The sequence below is a fragment of the Arthrobacter sp. RT-1 genome (assembly GCF_003367205.1).
Classification (GTDB): Bacteria; Actinomycetota; Actinomycetes; order Actinomycetales; family Micrococcaceae; genus Arthrobacter.
Map to the genome: position 1 here is coordinate 114400 of NZ_QRGQ01000012.1, position 25261 is coordinate 139660.

Below are 25261 nucleotides of genomic sequence, written 5' to 3' on the forward strand. Positions count from 1 at the left end.
TGGCTTGGCTCCCCCGCGGGCCGGCCATACAGAAAAGGATGAGTGTTTGACCGAGAGCAGCAGCTCCCACTACCAGGTCCTTCAGGTAGCCGTTACGGCCACTGAGAAGGAAATCAAGGTGGCTTACCGCCGTGCTGCCCGCACCGCCCATCCCGACCATGGCGGTGACGCTGCCGCGTTCCGCCGGGTGACGGCCGCATATGAGACCCTCATTGATCCTCAGCGCCGTAAAGCCTACGACCGTTCGTATGCGGCGGGCCCTGTCCGGGGCAATGCTGCCGACGATGAGCCGCACTTTGATGCTCCTCCCGCCGGCAGCCGGGCGTCGGCCACAGTTCACCGGCCTGGCAGCACCCGCAATACCGCGGGGGATCCGCCTGTCTACGTGCCGCCGTTCACGCCCGGCACTGTTCCGCTGATTCCACCGGCTCAGGCCAGCCAGCAGGTGCACGGGATGCCCCGGAAACGCGGCATCTTTGGAGCCGAAGCACGGATCCAGCGGGAGATGCGCACTGTCCAGCTCCTGACCCGCCAGGTGTTGCCCGCCATCCCCGCCGCCCGACTCATCAACGGCCTGCAGTCGCCGGCGGACAACAGCCACATCGACCATGCCGTGCTGTCGGGCTACCGGCTCGCCCTGATTAACTCCATGCTCCTGCCCAAGGGGGCGTACGCCTGGGACGGCAGGACCCTGAACCATGGGACGCGCACCATCGCGCCGCCGCAGCTGGCCCACCTTGTTCGGGCGATGCAGGACATCTTCCCGGAACTGAACGTCACCGGCTGGACAGTGGTTTTGAGCCCCAGCGGGAACCTGCACGAGCCGGTCATCGACCATCACCGCCGCCCCGCAGGTGCACTCCAAACAGTACAGATCGTCAACGGTGCCGGCATGGTGCGCGGGCTCAAGGAGTTCCTTGCCTCCGGGCCGGCGCCCAATACCGTGAACGTGCCCGTCCTGGCCCGGCTGCTGCGCGGCATGCACTGACAGCGGTCGCTAGGATGGGAATGTGTTCCGCATCCTCTTCCACGCCCCTGAAATTCCCGGCAATACAGGTAACGCCATAAGGCTTGCCGCCATCACCGGGGCTGAACTGCATCTCGTGGAACCACTGGGTTTCGATTTTTCAGACGCCAAGCTGCGCCGCGCCGGGCTCGATTACCACGACCTCGCCGTGGTCACGGTGCATAAGAACATCGAGGACGCCTGGCAGCACCTTCAACCCGAACGCGTCTATGCGTTTACTTCCGATGGAGCGGCCAGCTACACGGACATCGCGTACCAGCCGGGCGACGTCCTGATGTTCGGGCGGGAGTCCGTGGGCCTCCCGGAGGAACTGAAAACGGACTCCCACGTCACCGCCACGGTGCGGCTGCCCATGCTGCCTGCCCTGCGTTCCCTGAACCTGGCCAACGCCGCTTCCATTGCCGTCTACGAGGCGTGGCGGCAGCAGGGGTTTGCCGGCGCGCGGATCTGAGGCCTTCCCTATGGCGGCCGGGGGAAAAATCTTCCGGCGCCGCCCATCCACCCATGCAGCAGCCCCGAATCACTCCTGAGAACATTTCACGGGATCGAGGAGCGGCAGGTGACACTTCTGGAAGCAGGGTCCAGGACCAAAAGCCGCAGCCGCACAGGCACTGCTGAGGATTCACCGCCGGGAGACTTATGCTTGGAAGTAATGGAAACTCCCAACGCGCCACATTCCGAGGCTCCTGCCGCGGTAACCGATCCGCCGGCTGACCTCAGCCAACGCCTTGTAATCCTTTTGGAAGGCATAGCCCGTGGGGACCAGGCGGCCTTTGCGGAGTTCTACCGGCTCACGTCCCGGAGGGTGTTCGGCATGGCCCGCCGGGTTCTGATTGATCCTGAGCTTAGCGAGGACACCACCCAGGAGGTCTTCCTGCAGGTGTGGCAGAACGCGGCAAAGTTCGACCGCCAGGCAGGAAGCCCGCTGTCCTGGTTGATGACCATTTCGCACCGGCGCGCGGTGGACAAAGTCAGGTCCTCGCAGTCCTCAACGGACCGGGAAGCGAAGTACGGTGCCAGCACGCAGGACATCGATCATGACAGCGTTTCTGACGAAGTGGGAAGCAGGCTGGAAGCTGAAGCCGTGGCCCGCTGCCTCGGAACATTGACCGAAACACAACAGGAGTCCGTACGCCTCGCATACTATGGCGGCCTCACCTACCGGGAGGTCGCAGAACGGCTGAACGCGGCAGTACCCACCATAAAGTCCCGCATCCGCGATGGACTGATCCGATTGAAGACCTGTCTGGGGGTGAGTTGAGATGACAGAAATGAACCATGGGCGCAACGGCCGCTCCGGCTCGTTCGGCGATACCGTTGCCATGGACCTCGCGTCCGGCAGGGCCGTTGACCTGGCAGAGCTGTATGCCCTGGACGCCGTGACGGATCACGAACGGCAAGCCATTGAGGATTACATCTCCACCGCCCCGGAAGCAGAACGGCTCGCATTCCAGGAGCGGGTGCGGCAGGCGCGCGAGACACTGGCCAGGACTTTCCACGTTGAAGAGGAACCTCCGGCCGATCTGTTCAACCGGATTGTGGCCCAATTGCCGCCCCAGGACGGCGTGCGCCGGGACGACTTGCTGCCGGACGCCCAAACCGGCGCCACCGCTGCCGTGCCCGTAGCCGGCGACGAGCTCGCCAAGGCCCGCCAGCGCAGGGAAGAACGGCGCCGGCCCGGTGCCCGCCGTTGGCTTGCCGGAGTGGCAGCAGCTGCGGCGATCGCATTGGGCGGCGTCGGAGTGGGGTCGTACCTCGCGGACCAGAACGACCCCCTGAACCAGGTGGTCCGTGCGGGCGACCTTCGCGAGGCATCGGTGGATGTGTCCGGGGGCGGCACCGCCACCCTCCTCATCTCCTCCTCCGAGGACGCTGCCGTGGTGAAGATGAATGGCGTCCCCGCTCCGCCTGAGGGCAAGGTCTACCAGATGTGGCTGATTCCCAAGGACGGCTCTGCGCCCGTGTCACAGGGGTTGATGGACGAGGAAGCCCTGTCCAAGCCTGCTGTTGTGCAGGGCATTTCCTCCGCGGCTGCGTTGGGGATAACCGTCGAACCCGTGGGCGGATCCCAGTCACCCACCCTGCCCACGGTCGCCGCCGCACCCTTGGGAGCGTAGCCGGAAAGCGGCAACACGCTGAAGAACGCCCCGTTTCCGGCCAGGAAACGGGGCGTTCCTGTACGTAGAAACAGATTTTAGAAGCCGGCGATGGTTCCGGGACCGTTGACGGCAACAACGTGGAACGCCTCCGCGCTGCGGCCCTCCGGAAGTCCCGCCCGGGCCGCGTTTGTCCGCATCCCCTGCCGGACAGTTGCCTCCATGGCTTCCACATCGGGGTGCTGGCTGACGTGGACATGGATCGCCTTCAGCTTGGCTTCCACCTGGCCGGTGACATCCACGAAGTGGTTCTCCCGCTCCTCCGGCCCCGCGTACAGCCAGAGCCACGGCAGCTTGTAGGCTTCAAGCCCTGATTCGGCGAGTTCAGGGTAGGCGAAGGGGTTTTCCAGCGCAGGGTACACCGCCCGGGTGACGGCCTCGCCCACCGCCAGGTGGTCGGGGTGGCTCTTCTGGATGCGCCGCCAGTTCCGTTCCGGATGCATGGACAGCACGACGTCGGGACGGATTTCCCGGATCAGCTTCACCACGCCCCGCATCACCTCGTGCGAGGGTTCGAGGTATCCGTCCCGTTGGTGAAGGTAGTGGATGTCGGTGACGCCCACCAGCCCGGCGGCGCGGCGCTGTTCGGCGTCCCGCATGGCGATGATGTTGGCACGGTGTGCGGGGTCGAAGCCCCCGGCGTCGCCGTCGGTCATGATGCAGTAGCTGACCTGCACCCCCGCGGCCGTCCAGGCGGCGATGGTGCCTGCGGCACCAAAGTCGATGTCGTCCGGGTGGGCCGCAAAACAGAGCACCCGCCCAACCCGGTCCGTGGCCGGGTTGAACGGGCTCTGTGCCTGCTCGTTGGAGGCAGTCAAGGAATCAGCCTTTTCGCTTCTTGATCTCTTCCGTAGCCTGCGGCAGCACATCGAAGACGTCCCCGATGATGCCGAAATCGGCAATCTCGAAGACCGGCGACTCCGCGTCCTTGTTGACGGCAACGATGACCTTGGAGGTCTGCATCCCGGCCTTCTGCTGGATGGCCCCGGAGATGCCGGCTGAGATGTAGAGCTGGGGGGACACGGTCTTGCCGGTCTGGCCCACCTGTGCGTCATGGCTGATCCAGCCTGCGTCCGTGGCTGCGCGTGACGCTCCCACGGCTGCACCCAGTGCGTCGGCGAGCTCTTCGACGGGTCCGAAGTCGCCGTCCAGGCCGCGTCCGCCGGCCACCACGATCCTGGCGTCGGTGAGGTCCGGCCGTCCGCTGGCCACCTTCTGCTCGCGGGCGGTGATCCGGGCAGCTGCGGCCGCGGCCGGCACCTCTACGGTGACGGTTTCCGGCGTGGAGGGGGCAGTGGCAGGCTCGGCCGTGATGTTGTTGGCCTTAACGGTCACTACTGACACGGAAGTGGTGGCCTTGCAGGAGGTGTTGTAGGAGCCGGCCAGGACGGACTTGTGCGCGGTTCCATCCGCGTCCACAGCTATGGCGTCGGTGATAACGCCGGCGTTCAGCCGGATCGCCACACGGGCAGCAATCTCCTTGCCCTCGGGCGAGTTGTCCAGCAGGACGATGCCCGCGCCGGTGGTTTCCGCGGCCGCGGCGACGTAGGCGGCCTTCGGGGCGACCAGGAAGTCGTCGAGGTCCTGGGCAGAGGGGCGCACCACCGTGCTGACGCCGTATTCGGCGAAGGCAGCCGCGACGCCGTCGGAAAGCTCCCCGTTGAGGGCCACAGCGCTCTCCCCCAGTGAACGTGCCAGTGTCAGCAGCTCGAGGTAGCTCTTTTTGACGGCAGCGCCCGGGTTGTCAATGAATACAAGTACTTTTGCCATGTCTGTGATCCCTCTTAGAGCAGCTTCTGGGCGGCCAGGAAGTCAACCAGCTTGATGCCGGCATCGCCTTCGTCGGTGATGATGGTGCCCGCGGTCCGGGGCGGGCGTTCCTCTGCATTGATGATGCTGGTCCAGGACCCGGCGAAGCCCACCTGTGCCGGGTCAACGCCAATGTCCGCGAGCGACAGTGTGGTGATGCTCTTGCGCTTGGCGGCGATGATGCCCTTGAAGTTGGGGTACCGGGGCTCATTGATCTGGTCCGTCACGGACACAACGGCGGGCAGGGATGCTTCCACCGTTTCGGAGAACGTATCGGCATCGCGCCGCGCCGTCAGCCTGCCGCCGCTGACCTCCAGCGACGAGGCAAAGGTGACCTGCGGCAGGCCAAGCCGTTCCGCCAGCTGCGCCGGAACCAGGGAGGTTTCGCCGTCGGTGGAAGCCATGCCGGTGATCACCAGGTCCACCGGTGCGGACTGGCCCAGGTACCGGACAGTGGCCGCCAACGCGAGGGATGTAGCGGCGGCGTCGGAACCGGCCAGCGCATCATCGGTGAGGTGGACCCCCTCGGTGGCCCCGATCTGGAGTGCCTTCTTGATGGCGTTGACTGCCCCGGCAGGACCCATGCTCAGGGCGATGACCTGGTTGCCCGCCTTGCTGCCGCCACGTGCCTCGGCGAGCTGCAGTGCCGCCTCGAGTGCGTATTCGTCGAGCTCGGACAGGATGCTCTCATCGCGGTCCGTCGTGTACCCCTCCCCGTTGAGGTGACGGTCGAACTGGGCGTCCGGTACATGCTTGACCAGGACGATGATCTTCAATGTATCTTCCACTGTATTGACAGCAGCCTTCCATGCTTGTGGACAGCCAGCCGGGTGAGGTCGTGGCCGCGGAATGCCCGGCATACGGGTAGCTCCTAGCTAACCATATAGGCCCTCCCCTGCGCCCTCTTCCGTTAACGCCTGTGTCAGCACTCCCTTGACGCGGGTGCCCGCCTGCCCCATGAGGTGGAAACAACGACGGCGACGCCCCCGCCCGAAGGTGGGACGCCGCCGTCGTACTGCTGCTGCGGTTGGCGCCGTACGGCACTTAGCCCGCTGCGGTGCCCAGCGTGACGTCGAACGTCTGTTCCTGGCCGTTGCGCAGTACGGTGATCTTCACTTTGGAACCGCCGGGCTGCTCACGCACAGCCGCGGTCAGTTGCTCAGGTTCACCGACTGCAAGGTCGTTGAACCTCGTGATCACGTCACCCACCCTGATACCTGCCTTGGCGGCTGCCGAGTCCGGTTCCACGGTGGCGACGTCCGCGCCTACAGAGAACTCTGAGGACGCGCTCGTGCCCTTCGGCTTGACGCTGACACCCAGCTGCCCGTGGGAAGCCTTGCCGGTCTCGATGATTTCCCGGGCAACCCGCTTGGCGTGGTTGATGGGGATGCTGAAGCCGACGCCGATGTTTCCGCTCGTGGAGGATGCGCTTGAGCCCGCCGACGCGATGGCCACGTTGACGCCGATAATCTCACCGTTGCTGTTGACCAGGGCGCCGCCTGAGTTGCCCGGGTTGATGGCTGCGTCCGTCTGGATGACGTTGATGGATATTTGGCCCTGTTCTGCAGTCTGCTGGCTCTGTCCACCGCCCGGAGGCGCGAACTGGAAGCCGCCCTCGTCGTCGCCCTCCGCGTTGTCCCCCTCTTCAGGGGCAGCTGCCGACGCAACACTGATGGTCCTGTTGAGGGTGGAGACGATTCCGTCGGTGACGGTTCCGGTGAGACCCAGCGGAGAGCCGATGGCGATGGCAGTGTCTCCCACGTTCAGCTTCCCGGAATCGCCAAGGGTGGCCGGGGTGAGGCCCGAGCCTGCGTCCACCTTGATCACGGCGAGGTCCGACAACGGATCCGTACCCACCAGCTTCGCGGGGATGACCCGGCCGTCACTTGAGCGGACCTCAAGGTTCGCATTCGCCGTCTGGCCATCGAGGGTGACCACGTGGGTGTTGGTGAGGATGTGTCCCTGGTCGTCCAGCACGATGCCCGAACCGGTGCCGCCCGCACTGCCGGTGGAAGCACTGATGGTTACCACGCTGGGTGAAGCCTTCACTGCTGCTGCGGTGATCTCGTTGACCGAGTCCTGGTTGTTGACGATGACGGTGCCGGGCTGGGCGTTGCTGCTGGTGCTGGCCGGGGTTCCGGAGGTACCGAACCATTCAGCGGAGCCCACCGTGGCCACGCCGCCGCCCACCAGGCCGGCGGCGAGGATGCTGGCCACCAGCGTGCCGACGCCGAAGCTGGCTTTCCGCCGCGGGGCATCCTTGGGATTCGGCGCGAGGCCCACCGCTCCGCCCTGGAATTCATGCGCACCCTGGGCCTGGTGGCCGCTGTGTTGGCCGATGTCCTGATGGCCGTTGTGCAGCTGGCCCTGGGGACTGTGCTGGGGGTACTGCTGCGTATGCTGCTGACCCTGCCCGTAGTACCCGGACTGGCCGTAGAAAGGCTGGCGCTGGGGATAGTCGGGGCGGGGAGCTCCGGGGAGTTCCTGCGTGGGGTTCGCCCGCTGCGGCTGGTCCAGCCTTTCCGTGGGGTACTGCTGAGGAGCCGGGACGTGTCCGCCGTCGGGCTGGTCACCTGCTGCCAGGCGTTGGCTTGCCGCGTCCTCCGCACCGCGGGCTTCCGCATGCTGAGCCTCCGCGGAACCCTCCCCCGGCTGCGGGTGCTGCTGCCACGGATTCCGGTTGCCCGGACGGTTATCCTCGGCGCCCTGTCCGGGAGTGTGGTTCTCAGTCATGGGACTTCCTTTCATCCTGGTCTGCATTAACTATGAACTCATTGGCTGGAACAAGCTCGGATGTTTGCTGAGAGCTTCCTGATGGCCCTTTTTCCCCTGTGCGCCGCCCCCGCATGCGTTTCGCTGGTGGCATATTCCCGCCGATGGACGGGCTGTGGGGTGCACCATAGAATCAAGATGAATTGCCACAGCGACCTGCGGCTTCACACCAAGCGTGGGGGCGCTGCTGGATTCTGAGACGACTGATTCGTCCCGAATCGGTGTCAGGCGTGCTGAAGGGTTGCACATGCGGTCAAAGTTCAAACGTATACTCGCCGTCATCGGCCTCACCGGCCTGCTGGCGGTACCCGCCGGCGCGGCCTGGGCAGAGGACCCGGTGACACTGGATCCAGCGACAAAGATCGTCGACTCCGCAGGCGTCCTTGGCGGTGACAAGTCCGAGGTCGAGGCCGCCATCAAAAAGCTGGGCACCGATCACGCCACCGTGCTCCACGTGGTCACCGTCAAAAAGTTCGAAAATCCAACTGACCGTGAAGCGTGGACGGACGAGGTAGCCAAGAAGGCCGGCCTGGGACCCAACGCATTGATCCTTGCCGTTGCTACCGACACCAGGCAGTACATCCTGAATAAGGGTGGAAGCAAGATCACCGCGGCCCAGATCGAAAACATCAAGAGCAGCGCTATTGGCCCTCAGCTGGCTAACGGCGACTACGCCCAGGCAGCCGTGAATGCCGCTGAGGCAATTGGCGACGCAGCCGGGGGTGGAAGCGGCAACCTCCCCTCCGGTAATGGGGCCGGCACTGCCGTCCTCGTTGGCACCGGCGTTGTGGCGGCCGGTGGCGCAGGCGCTTACCTGTACTTCCGCAACAAGCGCAAGAAAGCCGCCGGCCAGGCAGCGACCGGCAGCTATGGGCCGCAGGGCGCCGAGCTCGATCCGCTGGCCTCGCTCAGCGTTGAGGAACTGCGCCGCAAGAGCGGCTCCCTGCTGATCGAAGCTGACGACGCCATCAAGTCCAGCGAGCAGGAACTGATGTTCGCGCAGGCACAGTACGGTGATTCCGCCGTTGGCAACTTCACCAAGGCGCTGGACGAAGCCAAGGGCCACATGACGGAATCGTTCAAGCTGCAGCAGCAGTTGGACGACCACATTCCCGACACTGAAGAGCAGCAGCGCACATGGCTTGGCGAGATCATCCGCCGTTCGGAAGCCGCCCTGGCATCCCTGCAGGAACAGAAGGCCGATTTCGATTCCCTGCGGGAGCTCGAGAAGAACGCCCCGCAGGCACTCGCAGCCGTCAATGCAGGAGCCCGTGAAGCAGATGCAAAAATTGCAAGTGCGGAGCAGTCCCTCGGCACCCTGCGCGCCAAGTACGCCGAGAGCGCCCTGACCCAGGTCTCCGACAACATCCTGCAGGCCAAGGAACGCTTGGCCTTCGTCCAGAACGCCACCGCCACCGCACAGCAAAAGCTGGGCGAGGGTGAAGGCAGCCTGGCAGCCGTGGCCGTCCGGGCAGCAGAGGAAAGCCTGCACCAGACCAACGTCCTCCTGGACGCCATCTCCAAGGTCTCGTCCAATCTGGACGAAGCGAGGAACAGCCTCGAGGCAGCAGTGGCTGACACCTCGCAGGACCTTGCCCAGGCAAGGGCAATAATCCAGTCCGGCGCCCACCCCGAGCTGGCCGGTCCGGTGGCAGGTGTGGAAGCGGCACTGGGGCAGGTGAAAGCGGAGATGCAGGGCGGAAAGATCGATCCGATCGCCACCCTCCAGCGCGTTGAGACCGCCCATCAGTCCCTCGACCAGGCGCTGACCGGCATCCGGGACCAGCAGGAGCAGGCGCGCCGTGCGCAGGCATCGCTCCAGCAGACCATCATGTCTGCCCAGGCCCAGATCAGTGCAACGTCCGATTACATCACCGCCCGGCGCGGCGGCGTGGGCACCGAGGCGCGCACCCGGCTGGCAGAGTCGCAGCGGAACCTCGACTATGCGCTGTCCATTGCCCGGACCGATCCGGTCACTGCATTGACCTACGCCCAACAGGCTCACGCGCTCGCTGCGCAGGCGGCCCAGCTGGCACAGGCTGACGTGGACCACTTCGACGGCTACGCCAACCAGGGCTACGGCCGGGGCGGCATGTTCGGCGGCGGTGGAGGTGGCGGCCTCGGCGGCGCCATCCTGGGCGGCATCCTCATTAACTCCATCCTTAACGGAGGCGGCGGCGGGGGCTGGGGCGGCGGCCACAGCGACGGCGGAGGCTGGGGCGGTGACTCGGGAGGCTTCGGCGGCGACATGGGCGGCTGGGGCGGAGACTCCGGAGGCGGCGGCGACTTCTAGTACCAGTAGGACCAAGGCGCCCGCGTGAACCGCCGGGCGCCACGGGCGCAGTACACCCACTGTTCACGGATTTCAGTGGTCATCACAGAGCAGGACGAAAGGTAACACCATGGTTAAGCAGTCCATTTTCGGCCGTGTCGCACAGCTGGCAAAGGCAAACATCAACTCCTTGCTGGACAACGCTGAGGACCCGCAGAAGATGCTGGACCAGATGGTCCGGGACTACACCAACAACATCGCCGAAGCGGAGTCCGCCGTCGCGCAGACCATCGGCAACCTCCGCATGCTCGAGGACGACTACAACGAGGATGTCAAGAACTCGCGCGACTGGGGAAACAAGGCACTTGCCGCTTCCCGTAAAGCCGATGAATACCGTGCCAACGGCAATGTGACCGACGCCGAAAAGTTCGACAATCTCGCCAAGGTTGCCCTGCAGCGGCAAATGGCCGCCGAAAATGAGGCCAAGGGCGCCGAGCCGAGCATCGCCTCCCAGCGGGAAGTAGTGGACAAGCTGAAGACCGGCCTGGACCAGATGAAGGGCAAGCTCAACCAGCTGACCAGCAAGCGCAACGAACTGGTGGCCCGCTCCAAGACCGCGGCTGCGCAGTCGCAGGTCCACGACGCCATCAAGAGCATTGACATCATGGACCCCACCAGCGAGGTGGGCCGCTTCGAGGAGAAGATCCGCCGCGAAGAGGCGAAGGTCCGTGGGCAGCAGGAACTGGCGGCGTCAAGCCTCGATGCGCAGTTCAACCAGCTCGAGGACCTTGGTGAGCAGGTGGAGATTGAAGCCCGCCTGGCAGCGTTGAAGTCGGGCGGCGCCTCAAAGCCTGCCATCGGCGCAGCCGGCTCTGCCAACTCCGATGAATCCACCACGACTGAAATCGACTACGACAAGCTCTGACGGATAGTAGAAGCAGCCCTCGTGAAGGGCGTTGGGTAAGGGCCGGGGCCGGAAGCTCCGGCCCTTACCCATGCCGCAGGTGTGTAGCGTGGTGGCATGGCTTCTTCCGATGTGACGTCCCTGGTGTGGCTGCGTGACGATCTTCGTTTGGACGACAACCCTGCGTTGTCTGAGGCTGCCGCACTCGGGCTCCCCCTGACGGTGGTGTACATCCTGGACGAGGAGTCCGAGGGAATCCGTGCTCTGGGAGGGGCGGCACGCTGGTGGCTGCACCATTCCCTGGCGGCGCTGTCCGGATCGCTTGAAGCCAAGGGCTCGCGCCTGCTTCTCCGCCGCGGGCCCGCGGCAGACACGATCAGGGAACTGGCGTCTGAAACCGGCGCTGGCCATTTTTTCTGGAACCGGCGCTACGGCCTTCCGGAGCGCACCGTAGACGCCGCCGTAAAGGCCTGGGCAGCGGACAACGGGCTGGAAGCATCGAGCTACCAAGCAAACCTGCTGTTCGAGCCATGGACGGTGCGCACAGGTGCCGGTGGACCGTACAAGGTGTTTACGCCGTTCTGGCGTACCTGCCTGGCGGGCCATGAAGTCCGCGACCCCCTGGAGCCTCCCCGCAGCCTGCCGTCACCTGCCGCTCCGAAGGGCCGCCTGCCGCAGGGCGACGACCTGGACAGCTGGCAGCTGCTGCCCTCCTCCCCCGATTGGAGCGGCGGCCTGGCTGCCACTTGGGAGCCCGGTGAAGACGGCGCGCTGCACCGGCTGGAGGACTTCCTTGCCGGACCAGCCGAAGACTACGGCACGGGGCGGAACATTCCCGGTGCCGAAGGGACCAGCCGGCTCTCGCCGCACCTGAGGTTCGGCGAAGTGAGTCCCTTCCGGGTGTGGCGGGAAATACGCCGGCGGTTCCCGCACAAGGTGCCGGCCGACGTCGGGATTTTCCGTTCGGAACTTGGCTGGCGGGAGTTCTGCTGGCACCTGCTGTATGCGAACCCGCACCTTGCCACCCGCAACTACCGGGCCGAGTTCGACCGGTTTGAGTGGCAGTCCCTCGGCAAGGAGGAACTGCAGGCGTGGCAGCAGGGGCGCACGGGCTATCCGCTCGTGGACGCCGGCATGCGCCAGCTCTGGCAGACCGGCTGGATGCACAACCGCGTCCGGATGGCCGCTGCCTCGTTCCTGGTCAAGAACCTGCTGGCTGACTGGCGCATCGGGGAGGAATGGTTCTGGGACACCCTGGTGGACGCAGATGCCGCCAGCAACCCTGCCAACTGGCAATGGGTGGCAGGGTCGGGCGCCGATGCCTCGCCCTACTACCGGATCTTCAACCCGGTAACGCAAAGCAGGAAATTCGACGCCGCCGGGGCTTACCTCCGTGAGTTCGTCCCTGAGCTCGCCGGCCTTGACGCCAAGGCCATTCATGAACCATGGAAGGCCGGTGTGCCGGAGTACCCGGCCCCCCTCGTTGAATTGCCCGAATCGAGGGAGCGCGCCCTGGAGGCTTACCAGAGGCTTAAGGATTCCCAGGCGGGTTAGCGGCTGACCTTGCCCATCAGGGAAGCAATGGGCCGCAGGAAGATCGGACGGGCAAGGAACCAGGCCGCCACCATGACCACGACCGAGGCGACGAAGACCCAGAAGCCGAACCAGCCGTCGTCGTCACGCACGCCGTACATGTGGTTGAGGTTGCGCAGCGCGCCGGTGGCCAGCACCAGGAAGACGTGCACCACGATGAAGGCCACGAAGTAGATCATTACCGGGAAGTGGACGGCGCGGGCCCATTCGATGGGGAACGCCTTGTTGAGGCCGGCGGCCTTTTTGGGCCAGGCCGAGGACATGCGGAGGCCGGTGATGAACGCAAGCGGCGCGGCGATGAAAACCGTGACGAAGTAGGCCAGCAGCTGCAGCGCGTTGTAGTTGATCCAGCCGTTCTCCGTTGGCCAGTTGAGCGACGCATACTGCAGGGCCGCCGAGAGCGCGTTCGGGAACACGTCCCAGCTCGTGGGGACGATGCGCATCCACTGTCCGGTGGCGAAGAGCAGGACCGCGAACACGAGCCCGTTGAGGATCCACAGCGCGTCCAGGGTCAGGTGGAACCACAGTTCCAGGCTGATCTTGGTGGGCGCGTTTTTGGTCCGGATCAGGCCCTTGTTGTTGCGGGTCCAGTGCCCGCTGGGACGGGTGGTGGTGCGCACCTGCCAGCCGGTGCGGATGATCAGCAGCAGGAAGAACGCATTCAGGAAGTGCTGCCAGGCCAGCCAGGCCGGAAAACCCACCGGAGCATTGTCGGGAAGCTCCGAGTGGCCCGGGTAGTCCGTCACGAAGGAGGCAACAGCCGGCAGCCCCATCAGCCACTTGGCAAGCAGTACCACCAGGACCAGCGCCACGAGGACGGCGGGCACCCCCCAGTAGAGTCGGGACCGCTTACCCGCGGCGGTGCCGGGCTTCTTCGTGGGTGTGGACATCGAACAACATTCCTCTCGAGAATGACTGGCCAGTACTCACTGCGCGTGAGGCTCTGCGAAAGAGAATACTAGGAACTACCCGTATCCAAGGAAAAAGAAGACCCCGTCCGGCATATCTGCCGGACGGGGTCTTCACATAGTTGCGGGGACAGGATTTGAACCTGTGACCTCTGGGTTATGAGCCCAGCGAGCTACCGAACTGCTCCACCCCGCGTCGCTGAAACAACACTACCCTATTTTCGCGGCAGGTTTTTCCACCCTGCATTCCGGCGCCGAAACGGGTCCGCGGAGGAACCCCTTCCGGCCGCTGACCCCTACCCCTGATCCGGCATCGGCATTGGGGTTGGGACGTTCGTTTTGGGTTAAGCAGAAAGGCCCGGACACTGTTTCCAGTGTCCGGGCCTTTCGCCAGTTGCGGGGACAGGATTTGAACCTGTGACCTCTGGGTTATGAGCCCAGCGAGCTACCGAACTGCTCCACCCCGCGTCGCAAGAACTACTTTACCGGCCGGTGAACATCCGGCCAAATCGAAGCGGCGTGATCTCCGTTACGCCGGCCCGGCACCCGCCCGCAAAGGGGCAGGTGCCGGGCCGCCGTCGTCGGATCTAGCTGCTCGCTGAAGGCGACGGCGTAGCTTCAGGCGTGGCAGTAGCTGCCGGCGCCGGGGTGGCCTCCGGGGCTGCTACCGGGATCTTGGCCTCGGCGTCCACAGCCCTTTGCAGCGCAGCCTGGATCCGCTTCTGGGCCTCGCCGTAGGCGGCGAAGTCACCGGCGGCCAGTGCTGCCTGCCCTGCCTGGATCGCCGCGTTGGCTTCCTCCAGTGCCGCCTTCAGGTCCGCCTTGGCGTCCGCTCCCCCGGGAGGAGCAGCCGGGGCCCCGGGATCAGCCGGGGTCTGACCGTTGTTGTCCGAGTCGCCGGCGGCAGCACCGGAGTCACCGCCGAAGAGTTGCTTCAGCGCCTCATCCAGCGTGGGCGCGAAGCCCACCTTGTCACCGAAGGCCACCAGGACGCGCTGCAGGGTGGGGTACGACGTCTCACCGGTGGACTTGAGGTAGACCGGCTGGACGTACAGGATGCCGCCGCCCACAGGCAGGGTCAGCAGGTTGCCGTTCAATACGTCCGAGGCACCCTGGCGCAGCAGGTTGAGGGCCTGCGACACCGTGGGATCGGAGTTGAACTTGTTCTGCGCCTGGCCCGGGCCGGGAACCTGGATCTCCGGCGGGATTTGCAGCAGCCGGAGCTTGCCGTAGCTTTCGGCCTTGACGCCTGCCTGGTTGCCGGCATCCGAGTCCGCTGCCAGGAAGCCGTAGAGGACGTTGCGTGCGTTGCCGTTGACGATCTGCGGAATGAAGGAGGACGTCAGCTGGAACGCGGGTTTGTCCTGGTCCGGCATCTGCAGCGACATGTAGAACGGCGGCTGCTTGACGTCCGTGTCCACGGTGGGATCCGCGGGAACGCTCCAGGCGTCGTTGGTCTTGTAGAAGCTGGAGGGATCGGTGACGTGGTACTCACCCAGAAGCTGGCGCTGGACCTTGAACAGGTCCTCCGGGTAGCGGACGTGACTCATGACGTCGCCCGACATCTCCGAATACGGCTTCAGTGAAGTGGGGAACACCTTCTGCCAGGCCTTCAGCAGCGGGTCCTGGTCATCCCAGGCGTACAGGGTGACGGACCCGTCATAGGCGTCCACCGTGGCCTTAACCGAGTTCCGGATGTAGTTGACCGTGCTGTTGGGCAGGGCAACCGCCCGGCCTGACGTGGTCTGGGAGTCCGCGGTGGCATCCGAAAGCTGTTCCTGCTGCGAGTACGGGTAGTACTGGCTGGTGGTGTAGCCGTCCACGATCCACTTGACGCGACCGTCCACCACTGCCGGGTAGGCGTTGCCGTCAACCGTCAGGTAGGGCGCAACCTTCTCGACGCGATCGCGGGGGTTGCGGTCGTACAGGATCTGCGACTCGGGGTTCACGCCGTCCGAGAGCAGCAGGTCCGACGACTGGAACTTGATGGAGTACAGGACCTTGTTGAAGAAGCTGCCCACGTTGGGACCGCCGTTGCCTTCGAACGTGTACTGGGTTTCCCCTTCGCCCTCTCGGCCGGACGGCCTGTCCTGCTCACGGGCGGGGGCACCGTCCGGCGCACCTACGATCGAGTAGTCCGGGGACGATTCGCCGAAGTAGATCCGGGGCTCGTAGCTTGAATCATCGCCGAGCACACCCGTGGAGGGGATGCCGGACTGGAGGAACTCGGGCTTGCCGTCCACGGTGAACTTGTTGCCCTTTGCCGCCACGACGCCGTAGCCGTGCGTGTACACCACGTGCTGGTTGAGCCAGCCCTGCTGGTTTGTGGCAACGTTCGTGGGGTTCAGCTCGCGGACCGCGATCACGGTGTCCTGGATCTTGCCGTCCACTTCGTAGCGGTCAACGTTCAGGGCTTCGGGGAACTGGTAGTACGGGCGGTACTGCTCGAGTTGGGAGAACGCGTCGGAGATCAGGTTCGGGTCCAGCAGGCGGATGTTCGCGGTGGTCTGGGCGTCCGGCGCGAGGGCGCCGGTGCTTGCGGTGTTGGTGGCGTCGTAGCGGCTCACCTGGATGGTGTCCAGGCCGTAGGCGCTGCGGGTGTTGTCGATGTTGCGCTGGATGAATTCCTTTTCCAGCGTTTCCTCGGAGGGCCGCACCTGGAACTGCTGGATGACCCAGGGGTAGACGCCGCCGGCGAGAATGGAGGTGATCACCAGCATGGCGGTGCCGATGACCGGCAGGCGCCAGCGTCCGATGACGGCCGCGACGACGAACAGGATGGCAACGAGCACGGCGGCCACGGCCAGGATGGCCTTGGTGGGGATGACGGCGTTGACGTCCGTGTAAAGGGCACCGGCCCAGCGGCCATTGTTGCTCTGCACGGCGGAGAAACGGTCCAGCCAGAAGTTCACGCCCAGCAGCACCAGGAAGGCGGCACCGGTGACGGCGATGTGGATCTGGGCTGCGCGGCTCGTGAACACGCCGCGTTCCATCAAGCGGATGCTGCCGTAGAGGTAGTGCGTGAGGATGCCCGCGATGCCCGCGATGACCACAACGCTGATCAGGAAGCCGGTGACGAACCCAAGGAACGGCAGGACCATCAGGTAGAAGCTGATGTCCATGTCGAATTCGGGGTCTCTCTTGCCAAAGCCCTCCTGGTTGAAGAACAGCAGGACTTTTTGCCACTGGCTTGCGGCTGCGCTGCCTGCGAAGAGCCCGAAGAGGACCGGCAGGCCCACCATGACCACCCGGCGGACGGGTTCCAGCTGGGCCTGGTACCGGTTGAGGTTGTCGCGGATGTCGGAGTCCGGAGCGTACACGGGCCGGGCCTGGTAGGCGATGCGGATCGCGAAGAACACGGCAGCGAACATCAAGGCGAATCCGGCCGCGAAGATGCCGATCCTGGCCAGGTTCTCGGTGACGAAGACTTCAATGAAGCCCAGCTGCCGGTACCAGAGGACATCGGTCCAGACATTGGCGAAGAAGATGAAGCCCACAACCACGAGGGCAACGACGATCAGGGTGGGCGTCAGTGCGCCGCGCCGTGATGGGGGTCTGCCTGTGGACATGGTGCTGGCGGGACGGGACAAACTGGGTACCTCATAGCTGGTCGTCAGATATTCGAAGCGTGCGTGCGAGCGACGAACTCCACCGGTCAAACGGCTGGTTTTGCCCGTCATAATTGCCACGAGTGGCGGTAAAGCTTAGTTCCTGTCGAGTCTAGTTGCGCCCAGTCTAGTTGTTTGTGCAGCCCGGCAGGCCGGATGTGTCCTGGCCGCTGCCGGCGCGTTCGACGGCGGCCCTTGCCTCTGCCAGGTTCTCGACCCGTACCACCTGCAGGCCGTCGGGGATGTGCCCTGCCACCTGCTCGCAGTTGGCGGCGGCCGCCAGGAACAGGGTGGCTCCCCCGGCGCGGGCAGCCTGCATCTTCTGCCCGATCCCGCCGATGGGCCCTACCGCCCCGTCCGGGGTAATGGTGCCGGTCCCTGCGATGTGCTTGCCGCCGGTCAGGTCGCCGGGGGTGACGGTGTCGATAATGCCGAGCGAGAACATCAGGCCGGCGGACGGACCGCCAACCTTCTCCAGGGAGATCTCCACGTCAAAGGGGAAAGTGAACAGATACTTGAGCATGACACCGAGGATGAACCGGCCTTGGCCGTTGTCCTTCGGGGTGATGGTTTCGGTGACCGGCTGCCCTTCGCGCTCCAGGACGACGGTGGCGGCGGCACCGTTGCCCGCGGCCAGTTCCTCCTGGATGACGGACAGCGCGGTGATGTCCTTACCGTTGATGGATTTCAGGATGTCCCCGGGCTGGATCTTGCCCGCCGACGCCGATCCTTCGGAAAGGTCCGCTGCCTGAAGCTGCTGGCCGAAAGGGATGTCCAGCTCGTTGAGTGCCGAGGCCACGGCGTTCTCCTGCGAGGTGGTCATGGCCACGGCGCTTTGCTCCTCGGCTTCCTGCCGGGTGGTCCCGGTGGGATAGAGGAGCTCCACCGGGTGGACGGCCTTGGTTCGGTCCAGCCAGGCTGAAAAGGCACCGATAATGCTGACTGGCCCGTTGGGGCCGCCGGCGACGTACACGGTGGTCAGGTCGAGGTTCCCCGCAGCGGGGTACGATTCCCTGCCGGTGACTTTGATGACCGGGGTTCCCTGGCTTTGCCCCAGCGTGTTGTACGTGGGGCCGGGTGATTCCACAACATACGGGACGGGAATCGTGGCGACGCCGATTCCAAGGCCCAGCGCGGCCATGCCTGCCAGCATCATCGTGGACACCCGCGGGTCCCGCGGCGGTGTGCCGGCCTCTTCAGGTGCGGTCCCGCCGTCGGCCGTTATGCCGGCGTCTTTTTCCCAGGAAAAGCCATCGTGGGGAAGCTCAGGCGCGTGGTCCTCGGAGGGGTAGCCGCCACGGGTTGTAGTCACCCCACCAACACTACGCGGTGGCAGACAGGGACAGCTCTTTGCCTACAGCGAACGACAACGCAGTGCGGCAGACAGCCGACCATGGCCGGGGTACCGTGAAGGTTGATCAACAGTCACACCGACGATCGGCGGGATCATGACCTCCAATCCACTTAATCCGTCCAACGGCGACGATACCCCCAAGGATCCGTTGACCGAGATGCTGCAGAACCTGATGGGCGGCAAGGGGATGGAAAATTTCGACCCCGCCGAACTCGCCAAGGCCGCCGGACTGCCGAACGACCCCAACCTGCTGGCCCAGATGTTCTCCCAGGTGCAGGCCATGATGAGTGCCCCGTCCGAGGGGCCCGTCAACTGGACGCTGGCGCACGACAATGCACGGCGCGTGGCAGCAAGCAGCTCGGACCCATCGGTAACCTCCCAGCAGTCGCGTGACGTGGACGAGGCCCTCCGTCTGGCGGAACTGTGGCTGGACCCAGTCACTGATCTGCCGGCCACCGGCCTGATCGGCCGGGCCTGGTCCCGCGCGGAATGGGTCGAGGCCACCCTGGGCACCTGGAAAAGGCTGACGGAACCCGTGGCCAACAGCATCGCCAACGCGCTTTCATCCGCCATGACGGAGCAGATGCCCGAGGAGATGAAGTCCATGATGGGCGGCGCTTCCTCCATGCTCCAGAACATGGGCGGAGCCATCTTCGGCATGCAGCTGGGCCAGGCCATCGGTGCCCTCTCCGCCGACGTGGTCAGTTCCACGGATATCGGCGTGCCCCTTGCCGACCTTGAAATGGCGCTGCTGCCGGCGAACGTTGCCGCGTTCGGCGAGGGCCTGTCCCTGCCTGAAAACGACATCCGGCTCTTCCTCGCCGTTCGCGAAGCGGCCCATGCCCGCCTTTTCGTCCAGGTTCCCTGGCTGCGGGGGCACCTGCTCGGCGCTATCGAAGCCTATGCGCGCGGCATCCACATCGACACCTCGCGCATCGAGGAATTGGCCCGGGACCTGGACCCGAGCAACCCCGAAGGGATCCAGGAGGCCCTGTCCCAGGGCGTCTTTATGCCCCAGCGGACCCCTGCCCAGGAACAGGCCCTGGAGAAGCTGGAAACAGCACTCGCCCTCGTGGAGGGCTGGGTGGATGAACTGACGGCCTCGGCTACCGAAAAGATGCTGCCCTCGGCCGGTGCGCTGCGCGAAACCGTGCGGCGCCGCCGCGCCACGGGAGGCCCGGCCGAACACGCCTTCGCTTCACTGGTGGGCCTGGAACTGCGTCCCCGGCGGCTGCGTGATGCCGCCACGCTGTGGGCCACCCTGAAGGAAGAGCGCGGCATCGAGGGACGCGACGCCATCTGGCACCACCCGGACCTGCTGCCCACCGCGGAGGACCTGGACGATCCCAAGGGCTTCAGCGGGCGCCGCAAACTGGCCGAAGCCAGCGACAGCGAAGTGGATGATGCCCTGCAGAAACTGCTCAGCGGCGGTTTCGACGAGGCGCCGGGCACGGATGCCGGGAAAGATGCGGGGACGGACAAGGACGTAGATTCACAGGACGACGACGGCGGGGACAACCAGCCGAAGGGCTGAGTCCTGCGGCGGCCGCCGGGGCGGGGTTTAGTCGGCGTCGTCCGGCCAGGGTTCCTGCTCCGGCACGCCGCCTCCCCCTCCGTTGTCCGTGAGGCCGCGTGCGGTGGCGAAGGAGACGCCTTCAAGAAACGCCTTGGCGCGTTGGGTCTCCGGGTAGGCCTCCAGCAGCTTCCAGAAAGCGGCGTTGTGTGCGGCCACCAAGAGGTGGGCGAGTTCGTGGAGCAGCACGTAGTCGATGACCCATTGCGGCATGGGACGGAGCTTGTCCGAGAGGCGGATGGTCCCGTCCGCCGGGGTGGCTGATCCCCACCGCGAGTTTTGGTTGCTGACCCAGCGCACTGACGTGGGGACAGCCCGTCCGCCCAGGTAGTGCGCCGAGAGGTGCGCGGCGTGCGCGGCGAGGGCTGCGTCCGAGGCGGGACGTTTCCTGCCTGATGCGGCGCGCCGCTCCCCCTGGCGCTGCAGCTTTGCCAGCATGCGGTGCACCCACTCGCTTTCCTGTGCGGCCGTGAAGCGGGCCGGGATGGCAACAACGGCGGTCCCGTTTTCCCAGAAGGCTGCCACGGTGCGCGTGCGGCGGGCGGAACGCCTGACCTCCACGGGAGCACCGTCAGCCGTGGTGAGGCTGGCACGAGGGGCCCCGTCACGCCGGTCCCGCGGCCCCGGAGACCGGGTCACAGGGACGTGCTTTCCGTCAGGACCCGAAGGACGTCTTCCCCGTACTTTTCCAGCTTGGAGGGGCCCACCCCGGCAAGTCCGGCGAGTTCTTCCAAGGACGCAGGCCGGGCCTCGGCGATGGCTGTGAGCGTTGCATCTGTGAAAACCACGAAGGCCGGGACCTCGGCGGACAGTGCCACTTCCCGGCGCCAGCTCCTTAGCGCGTCAAAGGTCTGTTCCTCGTATGTAGGCGGGCAGGCATTGCAGCGTCCCACCTTGCGTTCCGCCCCGGTTGCGAGCATGCTTCCGCAGACCCTGCACATGGCGGGGGCCGCTGCTTTCCGGCGGGGTGCCGCGCCTTTGCCGCGCGTGTGTGAGCTCACCACGGAGTCCGGCCGCAGGCCGTCGAGGAACCGGGACGGCTTACGGTTGGCGCGGCCGCCGGGCGTGCGGGCCGTGCTCCAGGACAGCGACAGGTGCTCGCGCGCCCGGGTGATCCCGACGTACAGGAGCCGGCGTTCCTCGTCGACGGACTCGGGCGAGTCGGCGAAGGAGATAGGCATCAGGCCTTCACTGAGCCCCACCAGGAAAACCGCATCCCACTCCAGGCCCTTGGCGGCGTGCAGGGATGCCAGCGTCACCCCCTGGACAGTTGGCGCATGCTGGGCCAGTGAACGTTCCTGGAGTTCATTGACGAAATCCGCCAGTCCGAACTGTGCGCCCCGGACCTGCACGAGTTCATCGGCAAGGGCCACGAGTGCCGCCAGGGATTCCCAGCGCTCCCGCAGCGCCCCGCCGCTGTGGGGCGCGGAATCCGTGTAGCCGAGGGAGGAGACGATATCGCGGACAAGCTGGCCAAGGGGCTCCGGCGAATCGGTCTCCGTGACTGCCCTGGTTGCCGCCCTCAGCTGGAGGATGGCGTCCCGGACCTCTTTACGCGCGAAGAAGCGTTCCCCTCCACGCAGCTGGTACCCGATCCCCGCTGCGGCAAGGGCCTGCTCGTAGGCCTCGGACTGGCCGTTGGTGCGGAACAGGATCGCCACCTCGCTGGCGGGAGTGCCGGCGTCGAGAAGGACCTTGATCTTCTGCGCGACGGTAGCGGCCTCCGCTTCGTCATCTGAGCACTCCGTGAAGTGGGGTGCCGGCCCCGCAGGCCGCTGTGCCACAAGCTGCAGGGGTGTTGCCCAGGCGGCGTCGGCGGCCGGTCCGCCGCTCCGCCGGCCTGCCAGCAGATCGTTCGCCAGCTTCACCACCTGCGGTGTGGAGCGGTAGTCCCTGATCAGCTTGACCACGTTGGCCTGAGGATAGCGGGCCTTGAAGTCGAGGAGATGCCGGGGCGACGCGCCGGTGAAGGAGTAGATGGTCTGGCTGGCGTCGCCCACGACGCACAGTTCGTCACGGCCGCCCAGCCACAGTTCCAGGAGCCGCTGCTGCAGCGGGGACACGTCCTGGTACTCATCAACCACAAAGTGCCGGTACTGCTCGCGGACGGTGGCAGCCACCTTCTCATCCTCCTGGAGGATCCCGACGGTGATCAGCAGCACGTCCTCGAAGTCGATGACGTTGCGGTCCGTCTTGACGTCCTCGTAGGCCTGGAACACCCGGGCCACCGCGGTGAGGTCGAAACCGCCCGGGGTTCCCCTTCCCTGCGCGTTTTCCAGGTAGTTGGCCGGGGTCAGCATGGAGACCTTTGCCCACTCAATCTCGGACGCCAGGTCCCGGATGGACGCCCGGTCCGTACTGAGCCGCAAGCGCCTGGCCGCCTCGGCGAGCATCTGCGCCTTGTGGTCCAAAAGGTTGGGCAATGTGCCGCCAACAGCCTGCGGCCAAAAGAACTGGAGCTGGCGGAGGGCGGCAGCGTGGAAGGTGCGGGCCTGGACGTTGCCGGCCCCGAGGTCCCGCAGCCGGCTGCGCATCTCAGCCGCGGCCCGCGCCGTAAACGTCACGGCCAGCAGCCGTTGCGGGGAGTAGACGCCGGAATGCACGCCGTAGGCGATACGGTGGGTGATGGCGCGGGTCTTCCCCGTCCCGGCGCCGGCGAGAACGCACAGCGGGCCATTCAGGGTGCTGGCCACCTCGCGCTGTTCGGCGTCCAATCCGCCAAGGATGCGGTCCTCGAGCGAGGCTGCTCCGTCAATATGTTCTGTAGTCACTTCTGCTGCTTTTGTGTCTCGACTACCGAATGCTTGGAGTCTGGTGGATATGGGTGTCAGGCGGCGGGGCGGTCCTCGATCCGCCCGCCGAACCAGTGCTCAATGAGCGCCCGCGCGATGGAGAGCCTGCTGGAAATGGTGATCTCACCGCTGAGCACGGCCTCCTGGAGTTCCTCCCGGCTGAACCAGCGCGCCCTGGTGACCTCCACGCCGTCGGGCGTTGCCTTGGCATCTTCGGTGACGGCGGTAAATCCAAGCATAAGGGAGGCGGGGAAGGGCCAGGACTGCGAACCGAGGTATTGGCAGGCGGTGACACGCACCCCCACTTCCTCAAGGACTTCCCTCACCACTGCCTGCTCCAGTGATTCTCCGGGCTCAACGAACCCAGCCAGGGTTGAGTAGTTCTTTGCGTCGGGAGCACCGCCGCCGCCCAGCAGCACCCGGCCATCCGGGCCCACCACCGTGACAATGATGGCAGGATCCGTACGCGGATAATGTTCCGACGAATCCGCAGGGCACCGGCGTACCCAACCTCCTGCTTCAACCAGCGTGGGCGTCCCGCAGCGCGGGCAGTGGGTGTGGCCGGCGTGCCAGTTGGTGATGGCACTTGCCTCCACGAACAACGCAGTGTCCGTTGTGCTCAGGCCGGCCGCCACATCACGGAACCCGGCCCATGCCGCGTCGGCGGGGATGCCCGCGGTGCCCGGCTTAACAGCCTCCGGAAGGACAAACAGCAGCAGCTCGGTGCCGGCAGGAAGGTCCGCGCCCGGCAGGGCTGAGCCCAGGTAGACCACAAGCTCCGGAGTCACCGCGGCCGCTGACAGGCCCTCCAGCATCGCCTTGGCGCCGGCAGTGAAAAGGCCGCTGCCCTGCACCAGTCCCTGCCGGCCGGAAAGGACAATGGCCAGGGTTTCAGTCCGTGCCAGGAGCTCCTCCACCATGCCGGGCCTGGCCCGCACGGCCGATCCCCGGTCTACCAAGGCTGGCGGGACGGGAAGCAAGGTGTCCCGGAGGTGGTTCGCCGGCAACAGTGCCGGCACCCCCTGATGGACCGGTGTGGCAAACTCCGCATGGCTCATGAGTCCACCGTACTGACTGGGACCGACAATGCCCATTTTCGGGCGGGCCGCGGACCTCCTCCGGGGTACCCGGATTTGGATGTATCTGAAGACTCGCCGCCGTCAGACCGGTGTCTTGGACGGCGGGCAATCTACCGTGGAACGGTGAGAAGAAAACCGATTGAACTGGCAGCCGTCGCAACCGCGGCAGTCCCCGGACTGACCCCAACGGCCGTTAGCTCTGCCCCGGATGATCCCGCGGACTTCGACTCAGCCCTGCTCCTGGATTCCGAGGGCAAGCGCTGGCGGGTTAGGTCGCCGCGGCATGCGGAGGCCAGTGCCAGGCTGGAAACCGAGTTCCTGGTGCTGCGGGCTTTCGCCCCCGGTATCCGTGCCGAACTTCCCTTCCTGATGCCCACGGTGGCCGGCAGCGTCCGGCTGGGAACCCTGAGCACGTTTGTCTACTCGCACCTTGCCGGCAGCACCCGCAGTGTTGAGGAACTCACCGCGGGCCCGGAGACCCTGGCCCGGGAAGTCGGGGTGGCCCTGGCCGCTATCCATGATCTGCCCCGGGCTTTGGTCAGCAACGCCGACCTGCCCAGCTACACCCCCAACGAGTTCCGTCAGCGCCGGCTGAATGAACTGGACCAGGCAGCCACTACCGGGAAGATTCCGCCGGCCCTGCTGCTGCGCTGGGAACACGCCCTTGAGGACGTGTCCCTGTGGCGCTTCAATCCCTGTGTGGTCCACGGCGACCTGCACGAGGACAACCTTCTGGTGGAGGGCCAGCGCGTCACGGCCGTCACCGGGTGGACCGATCTTCGCATCGGTGACCCCGCGGACGACTTTGCCTGGTTGGTGGCGTCAAACGAGCAGGACTTCGTGGACGCGGTCCTGGCTGGCTACACAGCCAGCCGCCGGGACACTCCGGACAACCATCTGCTGCGCAGGGCGGCACTTTCTGCGGAATTCGCCCTGGCCCAGTACCTGGTGAAGGGGATCGCCGCCGGAGATCCCGGCATGGTTGCCGAGGCTGAAGGCATGCTCGAAACCCTGGCCAGCGATATCGCAGAGCACGGCGGGCAGCCCATCAGCGTGGAGCCCCTGCCCTCCCCCGCGGTTGCCGCGGGGACCGCAACGCCGCCGGCGGGATCCTCCGCAGTGGCTGGTTCCACCGAGGGCGCTTCCGGGGTCGGCCCATCCGACGGCGGTCCCTTGGCCGGGGTGCCGGCCGTTACGGTTTTTCCCGTGCCGGCCGAGCCCGCCGTTAGCGTCCTTCCCGTGCCGGTGCAGCCTGCCGTGCACGTAACCCCCATTCCGGTTGAGCCGGAGCCCGGCGCCGGCAACGACGCCGATGCCAAGGGCTCGGACGACACCTCCACCGCTGCCATCTCCATCGTCAACGCCAAGCAGACATAGCGGGACGCAGGCTTTTCGGCCCAAGCCTCCGGGCTGA

At 65.8% G+C, this 25261-nt stretch carries 19 protein-coding genes and 2 tRNA genes; 9 read left to right on the forward strand and 12 right to left on the reverse strand.

From position 1 onward, the window contains the following. Positions 1-46: 46 nt before the first annotated feature. The 4 genes from DXK94_RS11650 to DXK94_RS11665 all read left to right on the forward strand — a co-directional run bounded on the left by DXK94_RS11650 (position 47) and on the right by DXK94_RS11665 (position 3144). Positions 47-988, forward strand: a complete 942-nt coding sequence (locus tag DXK94_RS11650; protein ID WP_115525101.1) for a J domain-containing protein — start codon at positions 47-49, stop codon at positions 986-988. Between the two features lie 22 nt (positions 989-1010). Beyond that, entirely contained in the window at positions 1011-1478 is a 468-nt protein-coding gene (locus DXK94_RS11655; protein ID WP_079597271.1) for a tRNA (cytidine(34)-2'-O)-methyltransferase, read from the forward strand. A 201-nt stretch (positions 1479-1679) separates the two neighbouring features. Beyond that, positions 1680-2288, forward strand: a complete 609-nt coding sequence (sigK, locus tag DXK94_RS11660) for an ECF RNA polymerase sigma factor SigK (protein WP_079597272.1) — start codon at positions 1680-1682, stop codon at positions 2286-2288. A gap of 10 nt (positions 2289-2298) precedes the next feature. Continuing rightward, entirely contained in the window at positions 2299-3144 is an 846-nt protein-coding gene (locus DXK94_RS11665; protein ID WP_115525287.1) for an anti-sigma factor domain-containing protein, read from the forward strand. 77 nt (positions 3145-3221) lie between these two features. On the opposite strand, the gene DXK94_RS11670 is transcribed toward DXK94_RS11665, so the two are convergent. The 4 genes from DXK94_RS11670 to DXK94_RS11685 all read right to left on the reverse strand — a co-directional run bounded on the left by DXK94_RS11670 (position 3222) and on the right by DXK94_RS11685 (position 7725). Beyond that, a complete protein-coding gene (locus DXK94_RS11670) occupies positions 3222-4001 on the reverse strand; it encodes a PIG-L deacetylase family protein (RefSeq protein ID WP_079597274.1) in 780 nt (259 codons plus the stop codon). Between the two features lie 4 nt (positions 4002-4005). Next, positions 4006-4953, reverse strand: coding sequence for an electron transfer flavoprotein subunit alpha/FixB family protein (locus DXK94_RS11675; protein ID WP_079597275.1), 948 nt, complete (start codon positions 4951-4953; stop codon positions 4006-4008). Positions 4954-4967: 14 nt separating this feature from the next. Next, positions 4968-5768 carry an electron transfer flavoprotein subunit beta/FixA family protein gene (locus DXK94_RS11680; RefSeq protein WP_115525102.1) on the reverse strand — a complete coding sequence of 267 codons (801 nt, stop codon included), beginning with the start codon at positions 5766-5768 and terminating at the stop codon, positions 4968-4970. A gap of 268 nt (positions 5769-6036) precedes the next feature. Next, on the reverse strand, positions 6037-7725 hold the full coding sequence (locus DXK94_RS11685) for a S1C family serine protease (RefSeq protein ID WP_115525103.1): 1689 nt from the start codon (positions 7723-7725) through the stop codon (positions 6037-6039). Between the two features lie 286 nt (positions 7726-8011). Here DXK94_RS11685 and DXK94_RS11690 point away from each other — a divergent pair, with 286 nt between their 5' ends. The 3 genes from DXK94_RS11690 to DXK94_RS11700 all read left to right on the forward strand — a co-directional run bounded on the left by DXK94_RS11690 (position 8012) and on the right by DXK94_RS11700 (position 12494). Then, entirely contained in the window at positions 8012-10057 is a 2046-nt protein-coding gene (locus DXK94_RS11690; protein WP_115525104.1) for a TPM domain-containing protein, read from the forward strand. Positions 10058-10166: 109 nt separating this feature from the next. Beyond that, positions 10167-10961 carry a PspA/IM30 family protein gene (locus tag DXK94_RS11695; RefSeq protein WP_079597279.1) on the forward strand — a complete coding sequence of 265 codons (795 nt, stop codon included), beginning with the start codon at positions 10167-10169 and terminating at the stop codon, positions 10959-10961. A 96-nt stretch (positions 10962-11057) separates the two neighbouring features. After that, positions 11058-12494, forward strand: coding sequence for a deoxyribodipyrimidine photo-lyase (locus DXK94_RS11700; protein ID WP_115525105.1), 1437 nt, complete (start codon positions 11058-11060; stop codon positions 12492-12494). Here the strand turns inward: DXK94_RS11700 and DXK94_RS11705 are convergent. The 5 genes from DXK94_RS11705 to DXK94_RS11725 form a co-directional block, all read right to left on the reverse strand. Continuing rightward, positions 12491-13423 carry a cytochrome b/b6 domain-containing protein gene (locus DXK94_RS11705; RefSeq protein WP_079597281.1) on the reverse strand — a complete coding sequence of 311 codons (933 nt, stop codon included), beginning with the start codon at positions 13421-13423 and terminating at the stop codon, positions 12491-12493. The genes DXK94_RS11700 and DXK94_RS11705 overlap by 4 nt on opposite strands. Before the next feature lie 140 nt (positions 13424-13563). After that, positions 13564-13637, reverse strand: a tRNA-Met gene (locus DXK94_RS11710). 198 nt (positions 13638-13835) lie between these two features. After that, positions 13836-13909: transfer RNA gene (locus tag DXK94_RS11715), tRNA-Met, on the reverse strand. Between the two features lie 119 nt (positions 13910-14028). Further along, entirely contained in the window at positions 14029-17010 is a 2982-nt protein-coding gene (locus tag DXK94_RS11720) for a UPF0182 family protein (RefSeq protein WP_181884815.1), read from the reverse strand. 166 nt (positions 17011-17176) lie between these two features. Beyond that, positions 17177-18361: a PDZ domain-containing protein gene (locus DXK94_RS11725; protein ID WP_395929079.1), complete on the reverse strand. Its 1185-nt coding sequence runs from the start codon at positions 18359-18361 to the stop codon at positions 17177-17179. A 136-nt stretch (positions 18362-18497) separates the two neighbouring features. On the opposite strand from DXK94_RS11725, the gene DXK94_RS11730 reads away from it, so the two are divergent. Then, positions 18498-19937: a zinc-dependent metalloprotease gene (locus tag DXK94_RS11730; protein WP_115525106.1), complete on the forward strand. Its 1440-nt coding sequence runs from the start codon at positions 18498-18500 to the stop codon at positions 19935-19937. A 27-nt stretch (positions 19938-19964) separates the two neighbouring features. Here DXK94_RS11730 and DXK94_RS11735 read toward each other — a convergent pair whose 3' ends face one another. From DXK94_RS11735 to nudC, 3 genes are read right to left on the reverse strand one after another with little or no spacing between them, the layout of a single operon-like run. Then, positions 19965-20615 carry a M48 family metallopeptidase gene (locus tag DXK94_RS11735; RefSeq protein ID WP_115525107.1) on the reverse strand — a complete coding sequence of 217 codons (651 nt, stop codon included), beginning with the start codon at positions 20613-20615 and terminating at the stop codon, positions 19965-19967. Then, entirely contained in the window at positions 20612-22747 is a 2136-nt protein-coding gene (locus DXK94_RS11740; RefSeq protein WP_115525108.1) for an ATP-dependent DNA helicase UvrD2, read from the reverse strand. The genes DXK94_RS11735 and DXK94_RS11740 overlap by 4 nt, the downstream gene beginning before the upstream one ends. 56 nt (positions 22748-22803) lie before the next feature. Beyond that, positions 22804-23826, reverse strand: coding sequence for an NAD(+) diphosphatase (nudC, locus tag DXK94_RS11745; RefSeq protein WP_115525290.1), 1023 nt, complete (start codon positions 23824-23826; stop codon positions 22804-22806). Positions 23827-23970: 144 nt separating this feature from the next. On the opposite strand from nudC, the gene DXK94_RS11750 reads away from it, so the two are divergent. Beyond that, a complete protein-coding gene (locus tag DXK94_RS11750; RefSeq protein ID WP_115525109.1) occupies positions 23971-25224 on the forward strand; it encodes a macrolide 2'-phosphotransferase in 1254 nt (417 codons plus the stop codon). The last annotated feature ends 37 nt before the right edge of the window (positions 25225-25261 follow it).

Coding starts and splice junctions, on each gene's coding strand:
- sigK (WP_079597272.1), top strand. CDS start 1,680: ATGGAAACTCCCAACGCGCCACATTCCGAGGCTCCTGCCGCGGTAACC.
- DXK94_RS11665 (WP_115525287.1), top strand. CDS start 2,299: ATGAACCATGGGCGCAACGGCCGCTCCGGCTCGTTCGGCGATACCGTT.
- DXK94_RS11675 (WP_079597275.1), bottom strand. CDS start 4,953: ATGGCAAAAGTACTTGTATTCATTGACAACCCGGGCGCTGCCGTCAAA.
- DXK94_RS11685 (WP_115525103.1), bottom strand. CDS start 7,725: ATGACTGAGAACCACACTCCCGGACAGGGCGCCGAGGATAACCGTCCG.
- DXK94_RS11690 (WP_115525104.1), top strand. CDS start 8,012: ATGCGGTCAAAGTTCAAACGTATACTCGCCGTCATCGGCCTCACCGGC.
- DXK94_RS11695 (WP_079597279.1), top strand. CDS start 10,167: ATGGTTAAGCAGTCCATTTTCGGCCGTGTCGCACAGCTGGCAAAGGCA.
- DXK94_RS11700 (WP_115525105.1), top strand. CDS start 11,058: ATGGCTTCTTCCGATGTGACGTCCCTGGTGTGGCTGCGTGACGATCTT.
- DXK94_RS11705 (WP_079597281.1), bottom strand. CDS start 13,423: ATGTCCACACCCACGAAGAAGCCCGGCACCGCCGCGGGTAAGCGGTCC.
- DXK94_RS11720 (WP_181884815.1), bottom strand. CDS start 17,010: ATGTCCACAGGCAGACCCCCATCACGGCGCGGCGCACTGACGCCCACC.
- DXK94_RS11730 (WP_115525106.1), top strand. CDS start 18,498: ATGACCTCCAATCCACTTAATCCGTCCAACGGCGACGATACCCCCAAG.
- nudC (WP_115525290.1), bottom strand. CDS start 23,826: ATGAGCCATGCGGAGTTTGCCACACCGGTCCATCAGGGGGTGCCGGCA.